The 22,828-nt window shown below is 68.6% G+C and carries 17 protein-coding genes; 6 read left to right on the top strand and 11 right to left on the bottom strand.

Annotated features, from left to right (window positions below; genetic code table 11):
* Window positions 1-182 precede the first annotated feature (182 nt).
* Entirely contained in the window at window positions 183-896 is a 714-nt protein-coding gene (locus tag CS1GBM4_RS20005; protein WP_186420517.1) for a hypothetical protein, read from the top strand.
* A gap of 153 nt (window positions 897-1,049) precedes the next feature.
* Window positions 1,050-3,848: an autotransporter outer membrane beta-barrel domain-containing protein gene (locus tag CS1GBM4_RS20010; protein WP_186420518.1), complete on the top strand. Its 2,799-nt coding sequence runs from the start codon at window positions 1,050-1,052 to the stop codon at window positions 3,846-3,848.
* 547 nt (window positions 3,849-4,395) lie between these two features.
* Here the strand turns inward: CS1GBM4_RS20010 and CS1GBM4_RS20015 are convergent.
* The 6 genes from CS1GBM4_RS20015 to CS1GBM4_RS20040 all read right to left on the bottom strand — a co-directional run bounded on the left by CS1GBM4_RS20015 (window position 4,396) and on the right by CS1GBM4_RS20040 (window position 10,837).
* Window positions 4,396-4,860, bottom strand: coding sequence for a MerR family transcriptional regulator (locus CS1GBM4_RS20015; RefSeq protein WP_186420519.1), 465 nt, complete (start codon window positions 4,858-4,860; stop codon window positions 4,396-4,398).
* 345 nt (window positions 4,861-5,205) lie between these two features.
* Entirely contained in the window at window positions 5,206-5,532 is a 327-nt protein-coding gene (locus tag CS1GBM4_RS20020; RefSeq protein WP_186420520.1) for a hypothetical protein, read from the bottom strand.
* Entirely contained in the window at window positions 5,529-8,078 is a 2,550-nt protein-coding gene (gene ctaD, locus CS1GBM4_RS20025) for a cytochrome c oxidase subunit I (protein WP_186420521.1), read from the bottom strand. Before ctaD ends, CS1GBM4_RS20020 begins: the two co-directional genes overlap by 4 nt.
* Window positions 8,075-9,049, bottom strand: a complete 975-nt coding sequence (coxB, locus tag CS1GBM4_RS20030) for a cytochrome c oxidase subunit II (RefSeq protein WP_186420522.1) — start codon at window positions 9,047-9,049, stop codon at window positions 8,075-8,077. The genes ctaD and coxB overlap by 4 nt, the downstream gene beginning before the upstream one ends.
* A complete protein-coding gene (locus tag CS1GBM4_RS20035; protein WP_186420523.1) occupies window positions 9,046-10,203 on the bottom strand; it encodes a c-type cytochrome in 1,158 nt (385 codons plus the stop codon). Before CS1GBM4_RS20035 ends, coxB begins: the two co-directional genes overlap by 4 nt.
* The gene (locus tag CS1GBM4_RS20040; protein WP_186420524.1) at window positions 10,184-10,837 is read right to left on the bottom strand and encodes a cytochrome c oxidase assembly protein; all 654 of its coding nucleotides are present in this window, start codon (window positions 10,835-10,837) and stop codon (window positions 10,184-10,186) included. The genes CS1GBM4_RS20035 and CS1GBM4_RS20040 overlap by 20 nt, the downstream gene beginning before the upstream one ends.
* Before the next feature lie 261 nt (window positions 10,838-11,098).
* Here CS1GBM4_RS20040 and chvE point away from each other — a divergent pair, with 261 nt between their 5' ends.
* The 4 genes from chvE (at window position 11,099) to CS1GBM4_RS20060 (ending at window position 15,805) form a co-directional block, all read left to right on the top strand.
* A complete protein-coding gene (chvE, locus tag CS1GBM4_RS20045) occupies window positions 11,099-12,160 on the top strand; it encodes a multiple monosaccharide ABC transporter substrate-binding protein (RefSeq protein ID WP_186420525.1) in 1,062 nt (353 codons plus the stop codon).
* A 91-nt stretch (window positions 12,161-12,251) separates the two neighbouring features.
* Window positions 12,252-13,781, top strand: coding sequence for a multiple monosaccharide ABC transporter ATP-binding protein (mmsA, locus tag CS1GBM4_RS20050; RefSeq protein ID WP_186420526.1), 1,530 nt, complete (start codon window positions 12,252-12,254; stop codon window positions 13,779-13,781).
* Window positions 13,782-13,792: 11 nt separating this feature from the next.
* The gene (gene mmsB / locus CS1GBM4_RS20055) at window positions 13,793-14,977 is read left to right on the top strand and encodes a multiple monosaccharide ABC transporter permease (RefSeq protein ID WP_280177741.1); all 1,185 of its coding nucleotides are present in this window, start codon (window positions 13,793-13,795) and stop codon (window positions 14,975-14,977) included.
* Window positions 14,978-15,034: 57 nt separating this feature from the next.
* Entirely contained in the window at window positions 15,035-15,805 is a 771-nt protein-coding gene (locus tag CS1GBM4_RS20060; RefSeq protein WP_186420528.1) for a FadR/GntR family transcriptional regulator, read from the top strand.
* Window positions 15,806-15,971: 166 nt separating this feature from the next.
* On the opposite strand, the gene CS1GBM4_RS20065 is transcribed toward CS1GBM4_RS20060, so the two are convergent.
* From CS1GBM4_RS20065 to CS1GBM4_RS20085, 5 genes are all read right to left on the bottom strand, one after another.
* On the bottom strand, window positions 15,972-17,069 hold the full coding sequence (locus tag CS1GBM4_RS20065; protein WP_186420529.1) for an ABC transporter substrate-binding protein: 1,098 nt from the start codon (window positions 17,067-17,069) through the stop codon (window positions 15,972-15,974).
* A gap of 134 nt (window positions 17,070-17,203) precedes the next feature.
* Window positions 17,204-18,100 carry a 2-dehydropantoate 2-reductase gene (locus CS1GBM4_RS20070; protein WP_186420530.1) on the bottom strand — a complete coding sequence of 299 codons (897 nt, stop codon included), beginning with the start codon at window positions 18,098-18,100 and terminating at the stop codon, window positions 17,204-17,206.
* Window positions 18,097-19,257, bottom strand: a complete 1,161-nt coding sequence (locus CS1GBM4_RS20075) for an alpha-hydroxy acid oxidase (RefSeq protein ID WP_186420531.1) — start codon at window positions 19,255-19,257, stop codon at window positions 18,097-18,099. The genes CS1GBM4_RS20070 and CS1GBM4_RS20075 overlap by 4 nt, the downstream gene beginning before the upstream one ends.
* Window positions 19,258-19,533: 276 nt before the next feature.
* Complete coding sequence (locus tag CS1GBM4_RS20080) at window positions 19,534-21,120, bottom strand: sulfite reductase subunit alpha (protein WP_186420532.1); 1,587 nt, start codon at window positions 21,118-21,120, stop codon at window positions 19,534-19,536.
* Window positions 21,117-22,828, bottom strand: a 1,712-nt coding sequence (locus tag CS1GBM4_RS20085; RefSeq protein WP_186420533.1) for a NirA family protein, incomplete at its 5' end; no start/stop codon positions are given. The genes CS1GBM4_RS20085 and CS1GBM4_RS20080, both read right to left, overlap by 4 nt.

A 22,828-nucleotide genomic window follows, 5' to 3' on the forward strand; every position in this document is an offset into this window, starting at 1 on the left:
TGTGAATATTTGGTATTTGAATGAATCTGGACGTTCTTCCTGAGAGTGTGACTTCTCTGGCGCTGTCTTATAGGTCATCTGATATATTCTATTCCACATCCAATTTGTACGCTAAGAATTATTTAGAATATATGCGAGGAAATTTTTTCCTAAATCATATTACTGCGACGGAAATTCACCATATGATCGCGGCTTATATCTTTTATCTGGATTTCTGCCGCGACCAGAACGATCCGGCGTCCGGTGCCACGTTGACGCGGGTCCAGGACTACTGCGTCAAATACAGGCTGGCTGGACCTCGCAAGGTCGCGGCCCTGCTCGGCGTCATCCAGGCTGCGGGGTATTGCACGAGAGAAGTCGCGCTCGTCGACGCACGGGTCAAGATTTTCGTTCCGACCGCCAAGGCGATTGCGGCCTTGAACGGAATCCTGTCTCCGGCGATCGAGGCAGTACAGACACTGGACGGAACCGACGAATACGGGCGGTTCCTGGATCGAAACCCGAAAGCGATTTGCGCGATTTCGGCCTTCGGATTTCAGCATCTCTATCTGAACGGCCTCAAGATCATCGATGGAATACCGTCGCTCAGGCAATTTTTTGAAATGAGCGGCGGGTTGAAGCTTCTGTTTTCGTTATATGCGCAGCGTAACTCAGAGAATGTGGTCGTCTGCAATGCTAGCAACATAAGCAAATCATTCGGCGTGTCGCGGACCCAGATGCAAAGGGTCATGTCCTTGGCGGAGGGGCTCGGCTATCTGAAGCTGGGCGAGCCTTTGGGCCGCAGGATAGAATTGCTCCCGCCGATCGTCGCACTCATCGAGGCCTATATATCGGTTCATCTTGCCGTATTGGCCATCGGTGCGCGGCGGGCGATCACCGGTGCTTCAGCGACGTAGGTGCTTTCGGCCGCTGAGTCTCCAGCCGCCCGTGCGGCGAATACGTGCCGTTTTGTGCAATTGCCTTCCCTTTTTTGCAGGCGCGGCTGGTTGCCGTTACCGGACCCGAGTGTTGGATGATCCTGATTTCACATTCTCGAATCGGGGTATTCAATGACTGGAGCTTCCCGCGCGGTGCGGCACGAGCGGCTGATCGGTCTCTTTCCTCGCCTGCTCGGCCGCCTGTCGGGGGCAAGCCGTCGCGGCGCGCACCGCGCGGGCGGCAGGCTCTCGATCCAGGCATTGCTTCGGAGTGGGCTGGGCGTCCCGGTCCTGCTCTGCCTGGCGGCCCTGTCGAGCCCGGCCGCGGCCCAGTGCGTGTTGAATGCGGGCACCTGGGATTGCTCCAACACCGTCTTCAACATCCGCCTCAATCAGGCTTCCTCCTTTTTCGTTGGTGGCAACGGGATCACCATCGGCACCGGCGACATCAAGATCCATATCCTCAGCGGCGCGTTGGTGACGAACGCCTTCAGCGGTGGGGTGACGGTCGACGGCATCACGAACAATATTGCCGGGCCCTCGGCGACGAGCCTCGTCATCGTGAACGACGGCACTGTCCAGGCGATCAGTCGCGGCGGTGGGAATTTCGGCGCCGACCTCGCCCTGAACAGCAACATGGGCTCGGTGACGATCGTCAACAACGGCTCCTGGACCGGCTATCAGGTCGGCATGACGATCCGGTCGACCTATGGCTCGGTCAACGTCACCAACAATGCGACCGGGATCGTCAGCGGCACCATTCGCGGCGTCGAGTTCAACGCCGCCCAGGCATCGACGCTAACCAATTGGGGCGAGATCACCGCGACGGATCCCGGCAACGCCAGCGCCTATGCGATCATAACCGCTGCCGAGAACGACAGCATCTACCTCATGGGCGGCTCGGTCAACGGCCGGACCTTCACCGGAGCGGGGGACGACCTGCTCGAATGGCGCGGCGGCACGGTGGCCGGCAACATCTATATGTACACGGGCTCCGACACGATGCTCGTGACGGCCGCAACCTATGACGGCAGCCAGGTGCTCGACGGCGGCGACGATGTCTCTATCGCCGATGGCTGGGTCGACCGGCTGACGTTCCGGGGGCTGACGGTGTCGGCGCCCGGCGCGAACCTCGTCAATTGGGAAGTGGTCACGCTGGACGCGACCCGGCTGACGATCTCGGACGGGGCGCTGACGGTGGGCTCGGATACGGGCTCGGGCCTGTTCCTGAGCAATGGTTCGACGCTCGACGGTCTCAACGCCTTTGCGCTGACGGGCAACATGGCGATCGACGCGACCTCGACCTTCGAGGCGACCGGCGGCGGGACGGGCGTCTACTCGATGAGCGGGCAGCTGGCCAATGCCGGCACGATCAATATGCGGGACGGGGCGGCCGGCGACAGGCTGACGGTCGGCGGCAACTATGTCTCGAATGGCGGGCGGCTGCTGGTCGACACCTTCCTCGGGGCCGACGCCTCGGCCACCGACCGGCTGGTGATCCAGGGCACCAGCGTGCTCGGCTCCGGCGCGACCTCGCTCCTCGTGACGAACACCACGGGCGGCGGCGCGCAGACCACCAGCGACGGCATCAAGGTGGTGCAGGTCGACGGCACTTCGGCGAGCGGAGCCTTCGTGCTCGGCAACCGCGTCGCCGCCGGCGCCTACGAGTACCTGCTCTACCACAACGGCGTCGGCGCCAATGCCGGCGACGGCGACTGGTACCTGCGCTCGACCCTGATCCCGACCACCACGACGACCACGACCACGACGCCGTCGACCACGCCCGCGACGCCGGCGGCGGCGCAGCCGGAGCCGACCCAGCTGCCGAACTATCGCGTCGAGGTGCCGGTCGACATGGCGGTGCCGGCGCTGGCCAACCGCTTCGGCCTGGCGATGCTCGGCACCTATCACGACCGCGCCGGCGAGGATTACACCGACCCGGCCGCCGCGCCGCCGGCGAGGCCGGTCTGGTGCAAGGACCCGGCGAAGGGCTACCGCTGCACGCCGACGGCGCAGCAGAACGGCTATGACGCCGATGCCGCCACAGGCGAGGGCGAGCGGCGCAAGGCGGTCTGGGCCCGGGTCTTCGGCGAGACCGGCGAGGTGGGCTATGGCAGCAAGGGGATGATCTCGCGCTATTCCCGCTTCGAGAAGCACGGGCCGTCCTACGATTTCGGGGTGGCCGGCGCGCAGATCGGCATGGACCTCTACCGCAGGCTCAACGACAACGGCACGCGCGACATCGCCGGCCTCTACGTCGGCGCGGGCCGCGTCGACAGCGAGGTCAAGGCGGTCTATGGCGGCAAGGCCGGCTCGACCACGATGAACGGCTACTCGCTCGGCGCCTACTGGACGCGCAAGGGCGCCTCGGGCTGGTATGTCGACGCCGTGCTGCAGGGCACCTGGTACGACCGCATCCGCGGCAACTCGGTGCTGGGCGAGACGCTGAAGACCAATGGCTGGGGCTTCACCGCCTCGCTCGAGGCCGGCTATCCGGTCGCGCTCGGCCAGGGCTGGGCGCTCGAGCCGCAGGCGCAGCTGATCTACCAGCGCGTCTCGATCGACGACGGCGCCGACAGCTACGGCCTGGTGCGCTATGACGACACCAACGCCGTCTACGGCCGCCTCGGCGCCCGCCTGACCAAGGCGTGGACCCGCGAGGACGGGCGCATCGTCACGGTCTGGGGCCGGGCCAATCTCTGGCACGCCTTCGGCCCCGATGCGAAGACCACCTTCTCCGGCCTCTCCGGCAACAACCCGGTCGCGCTCAACACCGAGCTCGGCGGCACCTGGGCCCAGTTCGGCCTCGGCGTCTCCGGCCAGATCAGCCGGACCACCAGCGTCTTCGCCTCGGGCGACTACAATCTCGCCCTCGGCAACGCCAACGGCCACAGCATCGCAGGACGCCTCGGGCTGAAAGTCGTCTGGTGACCCTCGGACGACTCACGAGCCTGCGCCTTCCTCCTGGAGGGGCGGGCTCGCGGGCCTCCGCCGCGCCGGGACGCGGCGGAGGCCTCCTTGGGCGGCGACGGGCAGTATAGCTGGCTTCAGCGACGCATCCATGATTGTGGAGCTGCGAGATCGCCGCGCTCTCGCCCCCTGACCGGACCGCGCTCTCGATCCGCTCGTCGCGAATCCGTCTCCCGCGCAGCATTGCGCAGCCGCTGACCGGCCCGCTTGACGGGAAAGCCCGCTGGGGTGAGCCGGAGGCCCGGCAGCGCCTGCGCCATTCCTCCCGCCGCAATGAGTTCAGTCTCCAGCCGACAAATCCTCCGGCCACGCCGAAGAGGGCTTCGACGGCGGCGGTGGACAGGAAATTCATCAGCAGTGACCCGTGATGCCCCAGATCATCAGACTGGGTACGATGCCGATGATGAGTATGTTGAGCGCCTTGTTGGCGCCGTTCCGCTCACGCGAGGTCATGACGACGCGTCCAGGCTGGCCAATTTAGGGGTTTCATCATCCGCAACCGAAAAGGTTATAGCCGCGCGCCGGCGATAATGGCTTCGAGCTCGGCGATCGCCTCGGTGGTTTCCCTGTGCCGGTCATGCAGCAGATTGAGCTGCGAGACGATCTGACCACGGGTCAGAAGCAGGCCGTCCAAATCGACCACGACGTCCGCCTCGTGTCCCGCAGGCCTCGGCTCGCCCGCGAGCAGGGCGCGGATCTCCGACAGGGTGAAGCCCAGCTGCTTGCCTTTGAGAATGCGGATCAGGCTGGCCCGATCCCTGGCGGAATAGATGCGCCGTCCCTGCTCCTTGGCCGGCGAGAGGAGTCCGCGGGCTTCATAGAAGCGCAGGGCGCGCCGCGTCAGATGGAATTCGCGCGCCAAGGCTTCGATGGTGAAGCCATCCGTCCGGCCGTCTTCGACCCGAGCTGAAGCGGCGCGCTTCGAAATTTCGCTCGAGCTGAGTGAACCAACGTCTTCGGCGTGTTCTGGCATCGATCCTCTTGCCTCTTTTTCAGGATCTTGGTCCGCGGCTGCGAGGCTGTGAGTTCGGAGCGGGCGACGTCGTCGCGCGTCGCACCGAGCGGGCCGACATGGCATCCAGTGCACAGTCTCTGAGCGGTCTCAGCGAGAGATAGCACCCGGAGGATGTCCGTCACCCCGCGCAGGACCGGCTGCGCCGCACAAAAACAGCATGGATCTGCCAAATTTGCAGCGCTAGAGCCCGTTCCGATCAGCTTGCACCGCAAGCTGATCGGAACGAGCTCTCAGCTAAGAGTGAGAGACGGATCCGGCTCTAAGCCTCGGCCGTGGCCGGAGAGGCCCTCCCCGGCCTCGTGCTCACACCGCGCAGGCGGGCAGAAGCAGGGCGGCGGATATCGTCCAGCCGATCGCAACCAGGCTGAGCCAGTCGAGCGTTGCGCCGGTGCGGGCGAGAAAGCGGCCGGCCGTCTCCTCGCTGCGCCGCGCCGTTCGGCAGAGCCGGGCGGCGATCAGGAGGATGGCGATGCATCCGGCCGCCGCGACGATGGCTCCATGCCAGCCGGGCCGTTCCAGCCGCGTGCAGACGAGCGCTTCCGAGGCATAGGCCGCGAGGAAGACCGCGGCCCAGAGGACGGGGCCGGCGAGCCAGCCGAGCGAGCGCCATGTCCTGGCCGCGGCGGTCATGAGCCGGCCACCCATCGTGGGAAGCCCTGGGTCAGCGCCAGGCCGACGGCGCCCTGGCCGACGGCATAAGCCCAGAGCAGGGCGAGGTTGTCGAAGACGACCCGCCTCGTGCCGTCGACCTGCCCGGTCGCGATGCGCGAGAGCGCGAAGCCGGCCATCACCGCGACCGCCCCGGCGAGCTGCCCCTGCAGAACGGCGTTGGCATAGACCAGGGCGGCGTGTCCGCTGGCCTGCGGCCTGAGGCCGGACGCCCAGTTCGACCAGAGATCGTGTCCGAGCGCCGCGAGCAGGCTCGCCACGCCGGCCGCGACGGTGATCGCGAGCAGGCCGCGGCGCGGCCCTCCCGCGGCGAGCAGGCCGCGCGCCATCAGGAGGGCGCCGGCGCTCACGGCCAGCATGAGCAGGCTGAAGCCGGTCCGGCCGAGCGGCGGCAGGGCCTCGCGCGCCGGCCATTGCTGCGGCGAGACGGTCCAGAGATAGAGATAGCCGAAGAGGTAGGAGGAATAGAGCGCGGCGGCGACCAGCAGCAGCACGACCACCGCCCACCAGGAATGGGAGGCCGGACCCGAGGCGTAGGTCGGCACCGCGACGCCGCCGCCGAGATCGACCATGCCGGCCGGCGGCGGATCGCTCTCGCGCATCCAGACGAGCATCGCGGCGACCGCCGCCACGCCGCAGGCGAGCGCGAGCGCGACCGCCTTGACCGTCAGCAGCAGGAAGAAGCCCGCGGTGAAGACGGCGGCGAAGACGTGCGCCCAGCCGGGGCCGGGCAGACGCAGCAGATGGCCCGGCCTCGCCTCGAGCGAGGAGGTGACGAGGGTCTCGCGACCTCCCGTCGCGGTGCCGGGCAGGTAATGCCGGCCGGCGTCGACGTCGCGGGCCAGGTCCGGCTGATCCCAGAGCGGGTCGCGGCTGTCGATCCGCGGGATGCTGCGCGCGGCGAAGACGTGGTTCGGCAGCCATTCGAGCGTATTGGCCCGCCAGATGTCGCCGGCCGAATCGTGGTTGGTCGGCCGGAGATTGCGCGCGAGGTCTACGAGGAAAACGAGCACGCCGGCCGCGAGGAGGAAGGCTCCCAGCGTCGAGACCAGGTTGAGGCCGTCCCAGCCCATGCCGGCCGGATAGGTATAGACCCGGCGCGGCATGCCGATCAGCCCGGTGACGTGCATGGGCAGGAAGGCGAGGTTGAAGCCGCAGAAGATCAGGCCGAAGGCCCATCTGCCGAGCCGCTCCGACAGCGCCCGGCGGCTCAGCGCCGGCGCCCAGTAGTAGAAGGCGGCGAAGAGCGGGAAGACCATGCCGCCGAACAGCACGTAATGCAGGTGGGCGACGACGAAATAGGTGTCGTGGGCCTGGCGGTCGAACGGCACGAGCGCGACCATCACGCCGGTCAGCCCGCCGAGCGTGAAGATGAACAGGAAGCCGACGACGAAGAGCGAAGCTGCCGTCAGTCTCAGCCGGCCGGCGGCGATGGTCGCGATCCAGGCGAACACCTGGATGCCGCTCGGGATCGCCACGGCCATGCTCGCCGCCGAGAAGAAGCCGAGCGAGCGCGCCGGAATGCCGGTGGCGAACATGTGGTGCACCCACAGGCCGAAGCTGAAGAAGCCGACGGCGATCAGGGCGACCACGATCAGCCGGTAGCCGACCAGCGAGGTGCCGGCCATCGTCGGGACGATCATCGAGACCATGCCGGCCGCGGGGAGGAAGATGATGTAGACCTCGGGATGGCCGAAGAACCAGAACAGATGCTGCCAGAGCAGCGGGTCGCCGCCGCGCGCGGCGATGAAGAACGGCCAGTCGAAGGCGCGCTCCAGCTCGAGCAGGATCGTCGCCAGGATCACCGCCGGAAAGGCGAAGACGACCATGAAGGCGAAGACGAGCATGGTCCAGGCGAAGACCGGCATGCGCGCGAGCGTCATGCCGGGCGCCCGCGTTCGCAGCACGCCGACGATGATCTCGATCGCGCCCGCGATCGCCGAGATCTCGATGAAGCCGATGCCGAGCAGCCACCAGTCGGCGCCGATATCGGGCGAGTAGCGCGTGCCGGTCAGCGGCGGATACATGAACCAGCCGCCCGACGGCGCCGTGCCGAAGAAGAGCGTCGAGAAGAAGACCAGGCCGCCGACCAGATAGGCCCAGAAGGCGAAGGCCCCGAGCCGCGGGAACGGCAGATCGCGCGCGCCCAGCATCTGCGGCAGCAGCAGCACGCCGACCGCCTCGACCGCCGGCACCGCGAACAGGAACATCATCACCGTGCCGTGCATGGTGAAGATCTGGTTGTAGCTCTCCTGGCTGAGGAAGCCGTTGCCGGGCACCGCCAATTGCAGCCTGATCAGCAGGCCGAGGATGCCGGCGAGCAGGAAGAACAGGAACGCGGTGGCGATGTAGAAGCCGCCGATCACGGTGTTGTTGACGGCGCCGAGGATGCGCCAGCCCTTCGGGAGCGCCCAGGCGCGCTTCAGCGCCTCGAGCTCGCCGTCCGGTCGCGGCAGCGGGTTGGGCAGGGGCGCGGCCCGGCCGCCCTCATGGTCGTTCGCGCTCATCTCAGGCTCACCAGATAGGCGGCGAGCGCGTCGAGCTCGGCCGGGGCGAGAAGACGGAAGGGCGGCATCAGATTGCCGGGCTTCAGGTCCTGGCCATGGGCGATGAAGCGGGCGAGATTTTCGCGCCCGGCGGGAATGGTCGCGGCAGCGAGGAAGCGGCGCCCGCCGACACGCGAAAGGTCCGGGCCGATCGCGCCTTCGGCCGCGGTGCCGCGGATCGCATGGCAGCCGCCGCAGCCCGCGGCCAGGAAGAGCTCGGCGCCGCGGCGCTCGGCTTGACCCGCGGGGGCGGGCGCGGGACGTCGCCCCGCCGTGAGCCAGGCCGCGAACTCCGCCTGCGGCATGGCGATGATCTCGAGCGCCATCAGGGCGTGCGGCCCGCCGCAATACTCGGCGCACTGGCCGCGATAGACGCCGGCGCGCTCGGCCCTGAGCCGCAGGCGGTTGGTCCGGCCCGGAATCATGTCGAGCTTGCCGCCGAGGCTCGGCACCCAGAAGCTGTGGATCACGTCGGCCGAGCGCAGCTCGAATTCGACCTCGGCGCCGACGGGGATGCGGATCTCGTTGGCCTCGGCGAAGGCGGCGCCGTCCCCGCCGCGGTAGCGGAGCCGCCACCACCATTGCTCGCCGGTGACCTCGATGCGCAGCGCCGGCGGCGCATCCGCGAGGCTGTCGCGCATCAGCCAGAGGCCGTAGCCGAGCAGAACGCTCAGCGTGATCGCCGGGAAGGCAATGCCGCCGATCCTGATCGCCGTCTCGCCGGCGAGCGCGGCGCGCTGGCTTTCCGAGCCTCTCAGGGCGACCCAGAGCGCGGCCATGACGACGAGCATGATCACGGCCGCGCCGGCAAAGACGATGCCGGCCAGCAGCGCGACGCGCCCAGCCTCGGGCCCGTGCGCGGCCATGACGGATTGCCGGTCCGTGCAGGCGGCGAGCGCGAGCAGCGCGGAGATTGCCACCGGCAGCCTCATCGGCGGGCCTCCTGGGCCGGCGGCAGCGGCAGGCTGGCGAAGTAGGCCGCTGCGTCCGCGGCCTGCTGCCCGGTCAGGCGGCGGGCGATCGCAGCCATCACGGTCCCGCCCGGGGTCCTGGCGTTGAGGCCGGCACGCCAGGCCGCGAGCTGGCCCGAGAGATAGCGCGCCGGCTGGCCGGACAGCCGTGGGTAGGCCGGCAGGCCGGCTCCGCCATGGCAGTTCAGGCAGGCCGGAATCTGCCGGCCCGGATCGCCCTGGGCCGCGAGGACCGCGCCGCGCGCGATCGCCTCCGCGTCCGGCGCGGCCGGCGGCGGCGGGGCCGCCGGGGGCGGCAGCCTCGCATAGAAGGCCGCGAGGTCGCGCACCGCCTTGTCGTCGAGCTCGGCGGCGGCGACCTGCATGATGCCGCTGTCGCGCTCGCGGCGGCGGTAGGCGTGCAGGGCCGTCTCGAGCATCTGCCGTGGCTGACCGTGGAGCACGGGCACGAGCCGGCTGCGCGGCCCTGCTTCCAGGCCATGGCAGCGTGCGCAGGCCTCGATCGTCTCGACCCGGTCCTCGCCGCTGACGATCTGGCGGGCGGTCTCCGGCCTGGGCTCGATCTCGCCCAGCGCGAGCGCGGCATAGGACGCCGCGTCGAGCGACGGCAGGCGGCGCAGGAAGGCGACCAGAGCCCAGACCTCGTCGTCCCGTCCCTGAGCCGGCCAGGCCGGCATGCCGGTGTACTTGATGCCGTGGCGGACGATCCAGAAGAGCTGCTGGTCGGTCCATTCCGAGAGCCTGGCGTCGAGCGCCGGCGGAGGCGGCAGCATCTTCAGCGCCGCCGCGCCGACAGGCGTGCCGGGCGAGCCATGGCAGAAGGCGCAGCCGGCGTGGAAATGTCCGGCGCCGAGCCGGATCAGGCTGTCGTCGCGCAGGTCGGGCGGCGTCAGCGCCGGCGCATGCGTCCTGACCGAACTCTCCATGCCGAAGCGCAGGAAGAGCTCGACGAGCGCCCAATGGCCGCTGCTGGCGGCGACGCTGTAGAGCCCCGACCAGGCGAAGAGGACGATCGCGACACCCCCGGCGGCGGCGAGCGCCAGCAGCGCGGCGCCCAGCCGGCGCCAGCTCCGCAGCAGCCAGTCGGCGGCGGCTCTAGCGTGCGCCAGCGACATGGCGTTCGGGGCCGTCGGAGAGACGGGCCAGCAGGCGCGCCGCGACGGTGACGCCGGCGACGAGGTAGCTGAGCGGACAGGCGGTCACCATCAGCAGGCCGGCGAATTGCTGGTCCGCCAGGGAGGACGGGCCGCTGCTGCAGAAGGCCAAAGCGAGCTCCGGCAGCTGGTAGAGGTCGCGCGGGGCGAAGATCAGCAGCGCGCCGAGCAGGCAGCTGAACTTGCCGGTCGCGAGCAAGCCGGCGACGGCGCGCCAGGCGTTGGCCCGCTCGGCTGCGGCCACCGCGAGCCAGAAGGCCAGAGCGGCGGCGCTCAGCAGCACGAGCAGGCTCGCCTGCAACGGCCCGGATGCGGCGACGGCCTGCTGCAGGGCCGGCAGGTGCCAGGCCCAGAGCAGAAGGAGCTGGGCGAGCGCGACGAGCCACAGGGCCGCGGAGCCGAATTGCGGCGCGCGCGACGCCAGCAGCGCTGCCGTCACCGGCGCGGCGACGTTCATCAGGACGAGGTGCTGGGTCATCTGCAAGGAGAGCGCGCCGAGATCGCTCAGCGGCAGGACGGCGAGGCCGGCGAGCGAAACCGCCGCCGCGCCGAACAGCGGGGCGCCACTCCTGTCTGCGCTCTTGCTGCCCGCCATGCGCTCCCCCGCTGCGACGTCGTGAGGAGCAACGGACTGACCATTCGGAAGTTCCGTCGAGCATGGCCGGAGCAGCGAAAGGGCGCCCGGCGCCCGGCCTGTCCTTCGGTTGCGTATCGATGTCCGTCTATCGCAAAACGGGTGCCGCGCGATTGACAAGCCATGGCGGCTCTGCCCAATTAAGGCTGCCGGTTCGCATATTATATGATTAATCGGCAGGTCGGCCGGAGAGCCGATCGCAGACCGACATGGGAGAGACGCATGAAGGCAATCCGATGGATGATGGCGCTCGCTCTTGGCGCCTTCGCGCTTGCTCCGATGGCGCAGGCCCAGCAGAAGGGCACGATCGGCGTGTCGATGCCGACCAAATCCTCGGCGCGCTGGATCGCCGACGGCGACAACATGGTGAAGTCGCTGAAGGAGAAGGGCTACGCCGTCGACCTGCAATATGCCGAGGACGACATCCCGAACCAGCTCGCCCAGATCGAGAACATGATCACCAAGGGCGTCAAGGTGCTGGTCATCGCCGCCATCGACGGCACTACCCTGTCGGACGCGCTGCAGCAGGCCGCGAACAAGGGCATCAAGGTCATCGCCTATGACCGGCTGATCCGCAATTCCAAGAATGTCGACTACTACGCCACCTTCGACAATTTCCAGGTCGGCGTGCTGCAGGCGAGCTATATCGAGAAGGCGCTCGGGCTGAAGGACGGCAAGGGCCCGTTCAACATCGAGCTGTTCGGCGGCTCGCCCGACGACAACAACGCCTATTTCTTCTACAACGGCGCGATGTCGGTGCTGGAGCCCTACATCAAGAGCGGCAAGCTCGTGGTGCGCAGCGGCCAGCTCGGCATGGACAAGGTCTCGACCCTGCGCTGGGACGGCGCCGTCGCCCAGGCCCGCATGGACAACCTGCTCAGCGCCTATTACGCCGACAAGCGCGTCGACGCCGTGCTCTCGCCCTATGACGGGCTGAGCATCGGCATCATCTCCTCGCTCAAGGGCGTCGGCTACGGCAGCGGCAAGCAGTCCATGCCAGTGATCACCGGCCAGGACGCCGAGGTCCAGTCGGTCAAGTCGATCCTCAACAAGGAGCAGACCTCGACCGTGTTCAAGGACACGCGCGAGCTCGCCAAGGTCGCCGCGAACATGGTCGACGCCATGCTCTCGGGCAAGCAGGTCGAGGTCAACGACACCAAGACCTACGAGAACGGCGTCAAGACCGTGCCGTCCTACCTGCTGAAGCCGGTCAGCGTCGACGCCTCCAACTGGAAGGAGACGCTGATCGCCAGCGGCTACTACACCGAGAACCAGGTGAAGTGAGCCGGGCCCGGCGCGCGCGGCGCGCCGGAATCGGCTGCGTTCTCCGCGCGGGCGCCCTTCGCCCGCGCCTCCTCCGCTGCGGGATGGATCGATGCAGACGATTCTGGAAATGCGCGGGATCACCAAGACGTTCCCGGGGGTCAACGCGCTCGACGACGTCAACCTGACCGTCAGGGCAGGGGAGATCCACGCGCTGGTCGGCGAGAACGGCGCCGGCAAGTCGACCCTGATGAAGGTGCTGAGCGGGGTCTATCCGCACGGCTCCTATTCCGGCGCGATCCATTTCGACGGGCAGGAACGCCAGTTCCGCGGCATCGCCGACAGCGAGAGCCTCGGCATCATCATCATTCATCAGGAGCTCGCTCTGGTGCCGCTGCTCTCGATCGCCGAGAACATCTTCCTCGGCAACGAGCAGGCGCGCCATGGCGTCATCGACTGGTCGGCCGCCTCGGCCCGGGCCAAGGAGCTGCTCGCCAAGGTCGGGCTGAAGGAAAGGCCGGAGACGCTCGTCACCACGCTCGGCGTCGGCAAGCAGCAATTGGTCGAGATCGCCAAGGCGCTGGCGAAGCGGGTCAGGCTGCTCATCCTCGACGAGCCGACGGCGAGCCTGAACGAGCGCGACAGCGACGCGCTGCTCGCGCTGCTGCTCGAGTTCAAGAAGCAGGGCATCTCCTCGATCCTGATCTCGCACAAGCTCAACGAGATCGCCAAGGTCGCCGACGCCATCACCGTGCTGCGCGACGGAGCCACGGTCGAGACCCTCGACTGCCGCGAGCGGGAGATCAGCGAGGACCGCATCATCAAGGGCATGGTCGGGCGCGAGATGGCCGACCGCTACCCGAAGCGCGAGAGCCATCCCGGCGAGGTGCTGTTCTCGGTCGAGAACTGGACCGCCCATCATCCGATCCATGCCGAGCGGCAGGTGGTGAGGAACGTCAACCTCGAGATCCGGCGCGGCGAGATCGTCGGCATCGCCGGGCTGATGGGGGCGGGGCGCACCGAATTCGCGATGAGCCTGTTCGGCCGTGCCTATGGCCAGAAGATCAGCGGCACGGCGAGGCTCGCCGGCAAGGAGATCGACGTCAGCACGGTCGGGCGCGCCATCGCCAGCGGCCTCGCCTACGCCACCGAGGACCGCAAATCGCTCGGCCTCGTCCTCGACGAGGACATCGCCAAGAACATCACCCTCGCCAATCTCGCGGGCGTGGCCGAGGGCGGCGTGATCGACGAGATGCGCGAGCTCGCCGTCGCCAACGACTACCGGACGAAGCTGCGGATCCGCAGCCCCAGCGTCTATCAGCAGACGGTCAATCTCTCGGGCGGCAACCAGCAGAAGGTGGTGCTGAGCAAATGGCTCTTCGCCGATCCGCAGGTGCTGATCCTCGACGAGCCGACGCGCGGCATCGATGTCGGCGCCAAATACGAGATCTACACGATCATCAACCAGCTCGCCGAGGCCGGCAAGGCGGTGCTGATGATCTCCTCGGAAATGCCGGAGCTGCTCGGCATGTGCGACCGCATCTACGTGATGAACGAGGGCGCCCTCGTCGCCGAGCTCGACGGCGCGCAGGCGTCGCAGGAAAAGATCATGCAGGCCATCATGAGATCGGGGAGACGCTGATGGATACGAGCCTGACCGACGATGTGCGCGGCTCGAAGGGCGCGTCCTCGCTGAGCTTCGTCAAGTCGCATTTCCGCGACTACGGCATGCTGCTCTCGCTGCTGGTGATCATGCTGTTCTTCCAGCTGGTCACCGACGGCACGCTGCTGAAGCCGCTCAACCTGACCAACCTGATCCTGCAGAACAGCTACATCGTCATCATGGCGCTCGGCATGCTGCTGGTGATCGTCGCCGGGCATATCGATCTTTCGGTCGGGTCGGTGGTCGGCTTCGTCGGCGGCCTCGCCGCCGTGCTGATGGTGCGGTACGGCTTCCATTTCGTGCCGACCATCATCATCTGCCTGGTCGTCGGCGGGCTGATCGGCGCGGCGCAGGGCTATTGGGTGGCCTATTTCCACGTGCCGTCCTTCATCGTCACGCTCGCCGGCATGCTGGTCTTCAAGGGCCTGACGCTGGCTCTGCTCGGCGGCATGTCGGTCGGCCCCTTCCCGCCGACCTTCCAGAAGCTGTCCTCCGGCTTCATCCCGGACCTGTTCGGCGTCGACGGCTTCAACCTGACCTCGCTCTTCCTCGGGGCGGCCTGCGTCGTCGTGATGGTCTATTTCAGCCTGCGCAGCCGGGCCAACCAGCTGCGTCACGGCGTCGAGACCTCGCCCTTCGCGCTGTTCGCCGCCAAGAACGCGCTGCTCGCGCTGCTGGTCCTCGCCTTCTGCTATCAGCTCGCCACCTATCGCGGCCTGCCGAACGTGCTGGTGATCATGTTCGTGCTGATCGCCCTCTATGCCTTCGTCACCAACCGGACCGTGATCGGCCGGCGCATCTACGCCCTCGGCGGCAACGAGAAGGCGGCGCGGCTCTCCGGCATCAAGACGGAACGCCTGACCTTCCTGACCTTCGTCAACATGGGCGTGCTCGCGGGCCTCGCCGGGCTGATCTTCGCCGCGCGCCTCAACACCGCGACGCCTAAGGCCGGGCTCGGCTTCGAGCTCGACGTCATCGCCGCCTGCTTCATCGGCGGCGCCTCGGCCTCGGGCGGCGTCGGCAAGGTCACCGGCGCAGTGATCGGCGCCATGGTCATGGGGGTCATGAACAACGGCATGTCGATCCTCGGCATCGGCATCGACTATCAGCAGGTGATCAAGGGCCTGGTCCTGCTCGCAGCCGTCTCGATCGATGTCTACAACAAGAAGAAATAGGCCCGGTATGCGCCGCGGCCTCCCGGCGCGACGCTGTGCCCGGCGTGGGGGCACGCCATGAACTCGCCGCAGCCCGGCTTCGCCTCGTCGCTGTCACGCTCGGCGCATGACCTCGTCGTGCACGGCATCGGCCGCCGGATCGTCGCCGGCCAGTACCCGATCGGCAGCACCCTGCCGGGCGACGCCGAGCTGACCGAGCGCTTCTCCGTCTCGCGCTCGGTCCTGCGCGAAGCGCTCAAGACCCTCGCCGCCAAGGGCCTGGTCGAGCCCAAGACCAAGGTCGGCACGCGCATCCTCGAAGAGAAGCGCTGGAACATGTTCGACGCCGACATTCTGAGCTGGCGGTTGCAGCGCGGCGCCGACGCGCCGTTCTTCGAGAATCTCTTCGATATCCGGCAGGCGCTGGAGCCGCTGGCGGCCGCCTCGGCGGCGCTGCGGCGGAGCGAGGAAGACATCTGCCAGATCGAGGCCGCCTGGCATCGCATGGGGCCGCCGGACCAGACGCGGGAAGGGTTCATCGCGGCCGATCTCGCCTTCCACCGCGCCATCCTCGGCGCTTCCGGCAATCCGTTCCTGCATTCGATCGGTTCGGTCATCGAGACGGCGCTCGCCGCCGCCTTCGCCTTGAGCGCGCCGGTCGACGACCCCGAGCGCTTCGCGCTGGCGCTGCGCCAGCACCGCGCCATTCTCGACGCCATCGTCGCCCGCGATGCCGGCGCGGCCAGCGACGCGATGAGCGTCGTCATCTTCGAAGGCACGCGCTGGACCAGCATGGAGTGGCGCGCGGCGCCGAGCATCGCGATCACGCTCAAGCTGTTCGGCCGCTGACGCCCCGCGGCGCCGGCCTTCCTCTCGACCGGGATCGACGGCATGTCGGCCAATAGCGGCATGCCCCCGGACCTTGCCGGGGGCGAGACGCCGATCGGATACCGGCCCCGGGACGACGTCTGGGCCCATCTGCGGCGAGGCCGGACGGCGCTGCCGGCCGCGGCGATCAGCCCTCGGCCCAGCGCTGCTGCAGGGCCGAGACCGACATGTAGTCGTAGGAGAAGTCGGAGATCGCCCAATAGCGCAGGCTGTCCTGCTGGAACGCCCAGAGGTGGTCGTAGATCTTCTTGAAGTTCGGGTTCGCGGCCGACATCTCGGCATAGAGATCCCGGGTGATCTTGTAGCTCGCCTTGAGGATGTCGTTCGGCAGCGGCCGGAGCTTGGCACCGCCGGCCAGCAGCCGCTTCAGCGCCGCCGGGTTGAGCATGTCATATTTCGCCTGCATGTCGTGGCCCGCCGCCATGGCGCAGGTCTTCAGCGCCTTCTGATAGGCCGGCGGCAGGCTGTTCCACTTCTCGAGATTGATGAAGAAGCTCAGCTCGGCCGAGCCGTCCCAGAAGCCCGGATAGTAGTAATAGGGCGCGACCTTGGCGAAGCCGAGCTTCTCGTCGTCATAGGGGCCGACGAACTCGACCGCGTCGAGCACGCCGCGTTCCAGCGCCGGGTAGATGTCGCCGGCGCCGAGCTGCTGCGGGACGACGCCCATCTTCTGCAGCACATTGCCGCCGAGCCCGCCGATGCGCATCTTCAGCCCCTGGAGATCGGCGATCGAGTTGATCTCCTTGCGGAACCAGCCGCCCATCTGCGAGCCGGTGTTGCCGCCCGGAAGATTGTAGAGGTTGAACCTGGCGTAGAACTCGTTGAGCAGTTCGAGGCCGCCGGCCTGGTAGAGCCAGGCCTGCATTTGCCGACTGTTCGGGCCCCAGGGGATCACGGTGCCGAAGGCGAAGGCGGTATCCTTGCCGATGTAGAAATAGGAGCCGGAATAGCCCATCTCGACGGTGCCGTTCGTGACCGCGTCGGCGACCTGAAGCGCGGGCACGATCTCGCCCGCCGCGAAGACCTGGAGCTTGAAGCGGCCGTCGGTGACCGCCGACAGCGCTTCCGACAGGTATGTGCTGGCCCCGTACAGCGTATCCAGCGATTTCGGATAGCTCGATGCCAGGCGCCAGGTGATGGACGGCATGCTCTGCGCGATGGCGGGAGATGCGATGCCCGCGGCGGCGCCGGCGCCGACGCCCCTCAGAAATGATCTGCGCTGCATTGAAGTCGTTTCCTACCTGTTGTTCTGGTTCGCCGGAGCCGGCAGGGGCAGGATGGCATGCGCCGATCGCAGGCCACAATCGGCGCAGCCGGCATCGACGCCCTGCGGGAACGGCGGGGCGGAGGTGGTCCCGCTCAGTCGGAGCCGCGCGCCTCCATCAGCCTGACGACCACCGTGAGCAGGCGATTGGCCGGCGTCGCGACGCCGAGCCGCTCGCCGGTCCGGACGATGTAGCCGTTGAGATGGTCGATCTCGGTCGGCTTGCCCCTGGCGAGGTCCTGGGCGGTCGAGGAGAGCTGATCGGGCATGGTGGCGGCGAGGCCGAGCACCTTGGCGAGAATGCCGTCCTCCACCCGCACACCGCTGGCGCGCGCCACCGCGAGGCACTCCTCGACGATGTCCGTCATGGACGCGGCGATGCCGCTGACGCGCATCATCCGGCCATAGGGCAGCTGGGGGATGGCCGAGAGCGCGTTGTAGGCGCAGTTCACGATCAGCTTGGTCCAGAGGTCGTCGACGACACGCCCGGAGATCTCGGTCCTGACGCCGGCGCGCGCGAACATCTCGGCGAGCGCCGGACTCCTCTCCCCCGCGCCGATGACGAGCTCGCCGCGGCCATGATGCCGGACATGGCCCGGCGCCGGCATCTCGGTCGCGACATAGACGGCGGTCGGGATCACGGGCCGCCCCAGCAGCTGCTGCAGGCGCTCGGCATTGTCGACGCCGTTCTGCAGGCTGAGGATCGTGGCGCCGGGCGCGAGATGGGGCGCCATCTCGCGCCCGGCCGCGACGGTGTCGCCCGACTTGACGCAGAAGAGCACGAGGTCCGCATCGCGCACCCCGGCGGCGTCGGCAGCCGCCGCAATGGCGATGGATTCGGTGAAGGACGCGGTCTCGAGGACGAGGCCGCGATCCAGGATCGCCTTCACATGCTGCGGCCGCGCGACGAGCGTGACGGCATGGCCGGCTCGCGCCAGCATGGCGCCGTAGTAGCAGCCGACCGCGCCGGCTCCCATCACCGCGATCTTCATCGGTCCTCCTCCCGCCCGGCCGGCGCCACCGTCGCATGCGTCCGCGGCGGCCACAGGAAGCCGCCGTCCAGCGCCCCCGGATCCGGGCAACCGAGATGGACGAGCGTGTTCACGAGCTCGTCGCGCAGGATGTCGATGACGGCGCTCGGGCCCTCCGCCGGGCCCAGCGCCGCGACGGCGAAGAGGAAGGGGCGTCCGAGCAGCACGAAATCGGCGCCGCGCGCCAGGCTGCGGGCGATGTCGTCACCGGTCCTGACGCCGCTGTCCAGGATGAGCGTCAGCGCGTCCCCGCAGGCGTCGCGGATGGCCGGCAGGGCCTCGATTGGCGCCGGCGCCGCATCGAGCTGGCGCCCGCCATGGTTGGAGACGACGATGCCGTCCGCGCCCAGCCGCGCGGCCGTTCGTGCGTCCGCGGGGTTGAGGATGCCCTTGATGACCATATGATGTGGCCAGGCCGCGCGAATGCGTTCGATCCGGGGCCAGTCGAGGGCAGCGCAGGAGAGCTGGCGCGAGACGAACTCGGCATGTTTCAGCCCGCTCAGCGCCCCTTTGTTCTCGACGAAATTCGCCATGCCGAGGCGCGGGCCGGACAAGGCTCTCGCCAGCCAGGCCGGATGCCGTGCCACATCGAGGATCGTGCGTAGCGAGGGGCGCAGGGGAATGGCGAGCCCGTTGGCGAGGTCCCTGACGCGCTTGGCCGGAACCGGAATATCCACCGTCACCACCAGCGTGGTGACGCCAGCCCTCAGCGCCCGCACGATCAGCGCGGAGGCCATGGCCTCGTCGGAACCGGGATAGAGCTGGAACCAGAGATTGTCCTGCGCGATATCGCGGATCGCCTCGATCGAGGTCGTCGCCGCCGTCGACAGGACATAGGGGATGTTCCGTTCCTTCGCGGCGCGGGCGAGGGCACGGTCGGTCCCGGGGCGGATCAGATCGGCAAACCCCATCGGCGCGACGCCGAACGGCGCCGCATAGCGCCGGCCGAAGAGCGTCACCTGCGACGTCGCCGCAGCGCAGTCGCGCAGGGCCTGCGGCAGCAGGGCGATCTCCTCGAAGCGTGCGCGATTGCGCGCGAGCGCGATCTCCGATCCCGCGCCGCCCTCGACGAAGTCGAAGATCGCCCGCGGCAGGCGCCTGCGCGCGATCTCAGCCATCTGACCAGTGGTGAAGACGCCCCCGCTCGGCACTGTCCCGTTCCTCCTCCAGCCGGCATCGTGGCTCCGGGCGGATTGCCTGGGAGGGACGGATGCGCGCGAGCCGAAGCCGATCGGACTGAGCAATCCGATCGGCAAACCGGTCTCCAGCCCAGACACATCACGAATACGGGCCAGCCGGAAGATGCCTCGGCGCGAGCGGGACCGGACGCCCGGTCATGCCGCCGCGATCAACGGGCGGGGGTTCGGCCCTGTCCCGGTCGGGCTCGGGGCGCCTCAGTAGACATCGGCCTGATAGCGTCCCGCCTTCTTCAGCGCCGCCACATAGGCGACCGCCTCGTCGACGGAGCGCCTGCCGTGCTCGGCGACGACGTCGACCATGGCGCGCTCGACATCCTTGGCCATGCGCTTGGCGTCACCGCAGACATAGAAATGCGCGCCCTGCTCGAGCCAGGCGAAGAGCTCGGCACCGCGCTCGCGCATGCGGTCCTGCACATAGATCTTGTCCTTGCCGTCGCGCGACCAGGCTAGGGTCAGGCCGGTGAGCAGGCCCTCATCCTTCATCGCGTTGAGCTCGTCCTCGTAGAAGAAGTCTGAAGCCCGGCGCTGATGGCCGAAGAACAGCCAGTTCTTCCCTTTCGCGCCGGTCGCCCGGCGGTCGTGCAGGAAGGCGCGGAAGGGCGCGACGCCGGTGCCGGGACCGACCATGACGATCGGCGTCTCGGAATCGGCCGGCAGGCCGAAGCCATGGGCGCGCTGGACATAGACCGGCACCTTGTCGCCCGGTTGGACGCGCTCGCCGAGAAAGGTCGAGGCGACGCCCCAGCGCGGGCGCGAGCCGACCGTGTAGCGCACCGTGTCGACCGTGAGGGAGATGCGGCCGGGCGTGGCGTTGCAGGAGGACGAGATCGAATAAAGCCGCGGCTGCAGCGGATCGAGCGCCTCGACGAAGGCTTCGGGCGAGAGCCGCGCCGAGGAGAATTTGTGCAGCGTGCCGAGCACGTCGAGCCGGTCGAGATCGCCGTCCGGGTCCTCTCCGGCCGCGAGCCGCTTGGCCTTCTGGCGGGCCTCGCCGCCGGTGACATAGGAAATCAGCTGGAACAGCGCGTCGGGCGCCGGCCCGAGCGCGCGATCGTCCAGCAGCCTCTCGCGCAGGCTCCTGCCGCCGATATCGGCGTCGGGCCGGGCCCCGAGCAGGGCGATGACGGCGTCGACCAGGCGTGGATCGTTCCGGGCGAGGATGCCGAAGGCGTCGCCGACGACATAGTCGAGTCCGCTCTCGGAGAGGTCGAACTCGACATGCCAGGTCTCCTTCTCGGAGCCCTCGCCGTTCAGCCTGCGGCGCGAGAGGAAGGTGGCGAGCGCCGGGTTCTCGCGCGAGCGGCCGGGGGGGCCTGCGGGCGCCGGCTGCTCCGGCGCGGCGGGGGCCGTGGCGGTCGCTCCGCCTCCGCCTTCCTCCATCAGTGCCTTGAGCTGGCGCAGCGTCTCCTTGCCGCCGGGCGCGCAGAGGTTGAGCCGGCCCTCCTTGCCCTCGGCGATGGCGGCGGAATAGGTCTCGCAGACATAGCCGCACTGGCCGCAATCCTGCTGCGCCATCGCAGCGAAGAGCCGGCGCGGCAGCGGCCTGCCTTCGGCGAGCTTCATCCGGTCGGCCAGCGCCATCGCCGGATCGTGCCAGGGCGCGCCGTCATCGGCCTCGCCCATCATCGCGGCGTTCTCGGCCGGCGAGAGCGCGGTGACGCCGGCATTGTCGAGCGAGAGCAGGCCGGCGAAGAAGCCGTTGAGCCAGGAGCGCTGCTCCTCGCTGAAGGGCGCGGTCTCGGGCAGGACCTGGACGAGCGGGTTCGGAGCCTGGACGGTCATGCGGCCTCTCCGGTCGCGGCGACGAGCGCCTGCAGCGCCGCCATGTCATGGCGGCGGGCGAAGGCGACGAAGCTCTCGTCGGGGCCGGCGCGGTGGGTCTGCCAGGTGCGCAGGATCGCCTCGACCAGCGCCGGCGCCTCCTGCGCCTTGACCTTCTCGCGGAAGGGCCGGGCCATGCCGCCGTCGACGCCGTAGCCGCCGCCGACCAGGACGTCGTAGCCGGGCACGGTGTCGCCATCCTCGTTCACCGGCACCTTGGCGCCGATCAGGCCGAGATCGCCGATATAGTGCTGGGCGCAGGAATGGTGGCAGCCGGTGAGGTGGATGTTGACCGGCTGGTCGAGCGTGAGGCGCGGCTCGCAATGGGCGGCGATGGCGAGCGCATCCTCCTTGGTGTGGGCGGCAGCGAACTTGCAGCCGGTCGCGCCGGTGCAGGCGATCAGACCGGCGCGCAGGATCGAGGTTTCGGCCGAGAGGCCGATTGCCTCGAGACTGGCGAGGACGTCGTCTATCTTCGCGTCGGGCACGCCGGAGATCAGCAGGTTCTGCCAGACGGTGAGGCGGATATCGCCGTCGCCGCAGGCTTTCGAGATCGCCGCGATGGTGCGCATCTGTGCGGCGGTGAGCTTGCCGACCGGCAGCGCGACGCCGACCCAGTTGAGGCCTGCCTGGACCTGACGGTGCACGCCGATATGGGCGAGGCGGTCGTAGACCGGGCGCGGCCTGACGCAAGCGCGGTCGACCCGGACCAGCCGGCGGCCGAGCCTGTCCTCGACGGCGGCGAGGAACTTGTCGAAGCCCCAGGCGTCGAGCACGTATTTCAGCCGCGCCTTGCCGCGGTTTGTGCGGTCGCCATGGGCGATGAAGACGCGCACGATCGCATCGGCCACGGCGACGGCATCGGAGGGCGCGACGACGACGCCGGTGTCGCGGGCGAGGTCCCTGTGGCCGGTGATGCCGCCGAGCGCGAGCCGGTACCAGATCCCCGGTTCGACCGGCTGCCCCTCGCAGGAGGCTCCCTCCGCGAGCTCGACCGCCTGGAAGCCGATGTCGTTGGTGTCCTCCAGAGTCGCGATCGAGCCGGCGCCGTCGAAGGCGACGTTGAACTTGCGCGGCAGGCCGTAGAGCGACCGATCGTTGAGGATGTGGTGGTGCCAGGCGCGGGCGTGCGGGCGGGTGTCGAGCAGTTCGCGCGGGTCGATGCCGGCGGTGGCCGAGCCGGTGACGTTGCGGATGTTGTCGGCGCCGGAGCCCTTGGCGGTGAGGCCGAGATCGGCGAGCCCTTCGAGCAGCAGCGGCGCGCCCTGCGCCTCGATCTCGCGGATCTGCAGATTGGCGCGGGTGGTGACGTGGCTGTAGCCGCCGCCGTGACGTTCGGCGAGATCGGCGACGCCCTCGAACTGCCAGGCTTTCAGGATGCCGTTGGGGATGCGCAGGCGGCACATATAGCTGTCCTGCGCCGGGGCGACGTAGAACAGGCCGTGATAGCGCCAGCGGAAATTGTCCTCGGGCTTCGGATAGGCTCCGGACGAGGCCTGCGTCTTGAAGCGGGCATAGGCGTCGAACGGATGCTCGGCCTGCTTCCACTTCTCCTGATCGGCCAGCTTGCCGCCGGCCGCGAGCGTCCTCGCCTGCGCCTCGGCATGCTCCCTGTCCGGACCCGCCGGCGCGGCCGGGCCGGATCGCCGGCAGCGCCGAGCGGGCCGGG

This window comes from Allobosea sp. CS1GBMeth4 (genome assembly GCF_900185715.1).
In the GTDB taxonomy this organism is placed as follows: domain Bacteria; phylum Pseudomonadota; class Alphaproteobacteria; order Rhizobiales; family Beijerinckiaceae; genus Allobosea.

What these genes read in the sequence shown, in the direction of transcription:
- CS1GBM4_RS20005 (WP_186420517.1), top strand. Translation starts at nt 183, where the DNA reads ATGATCGCGGCTTATATCTTTTATCTGGATTTCTGCCGCGACCAGAAC.
- CS1GBM4_RS20010 (WP_186420518.1), top strand. Translation starts at nt 1,050, where the DNA reads ATGACTGGAGCTTCCCGCGCGGTGCGGCACGAGCGGCTGATCGGTCTC.
- CS1GBM4_RS20015 (WP_186420519.1), bottom strand. Translation starts at nt 4,860, where the DNA reads ATGCCAGAACACGCCGAAGACGTTGGTTCACTCAGCTCGAGCGAAATT.
- CS1GBM4_RS20020 (WP_186420520.1), bottom strand. Translation starts at nt 5,532, where the DNA reads ATGACCGCCGCGGCCAGGACATGGCGCTCGCTCGGCTGGCTCGCCGGC.
- ctaD (WP_186420521.1), bottom strand. Translation starts at nt 8,078, where the DNA reads ATGAGCGCGAACGACCATGAGGGCGGCCGGGCCGCGCCCCTGCCCAAC.
- coxB (WP_186420522.1), bottom strand. Translation starts at nt 9,049, where the DNA reads ATGAGGCTGCCGGTGGCAATCTCCGCGCTGCTCGCGCTCGCCGCCTGC.
- CS1GBM4_RS20035 (WP_186420523.1), bottom strand. Translation starts at nt 10,203, where the DNA reads ATGTCGCTGGCGCACGCTAGAGCCGCCGCCGACTGGCTGCTGCGGAGC.
- CS1GBM4_RS20040 (WP_186420524.1), bottom strand. Translation starts at nt 10,837, where the DNA reads ATGGCGGGCAGCAAGAGCGCAGACAGGAGTGGCGCCCCGCTGTTCGGC.
- chvE (WP_186420525.1), top strand. Translation starts at nt 11,099, where the DNA reads ATGAAGGCAATCCGATGGATGATGGCGCTCGCTCTTGGCGCCTTCGCG.
- mmsA (WP_186420526.1), top strand. Translation starts at nt 12,252, where the DNA reads ATGCAGACGATTCTGGAAATGCGCGGGATCACCAAGACGTTCCCGGGG.
- CS1GBM4_RS20060 (WP_186420528.1), top strand. Translation starts at nt 15,035, where the DNA reads ATGAACTCGCCGCAGCCCGGCTTCGCCTCGTCGCTGTCACGCTCGGCG.
- CS1GBM4_RS20065 (WP_186420529.1), bottom strand. Translation starts at nt 17,069, where the DNA reads ATGCAGCGCAGATCATTTCTGAGGGGCGTCGGCGCCGGCGCCGCCGCG.
- CS1GBM4_RS20070 (WP_186420530.1), bottom strand. Translation starts at nt 18,100, where the DNA reads ATGAAGATCGCGGTGATGGGAGCCGGCGCGGTCGGCTGCTACTACGGC.
- CS1GBM4_RS20075 (WP_186420531.1), bottom strand. Translation starts at nt 19,257, where the DNA reads ATGGCTGAGATCGCGCGCAGGCGCCTGCCGCGGGCGATCTTCGACTTC.
- CS1GBM4_RS20080 (WP_186420532.1), bottom strand. Translation starts at nt 21,120, where the DNA reads ATGACCGTCCAGGCTCCGAACCCGCTCGTCCAGGTCCTGCCCGAGACC.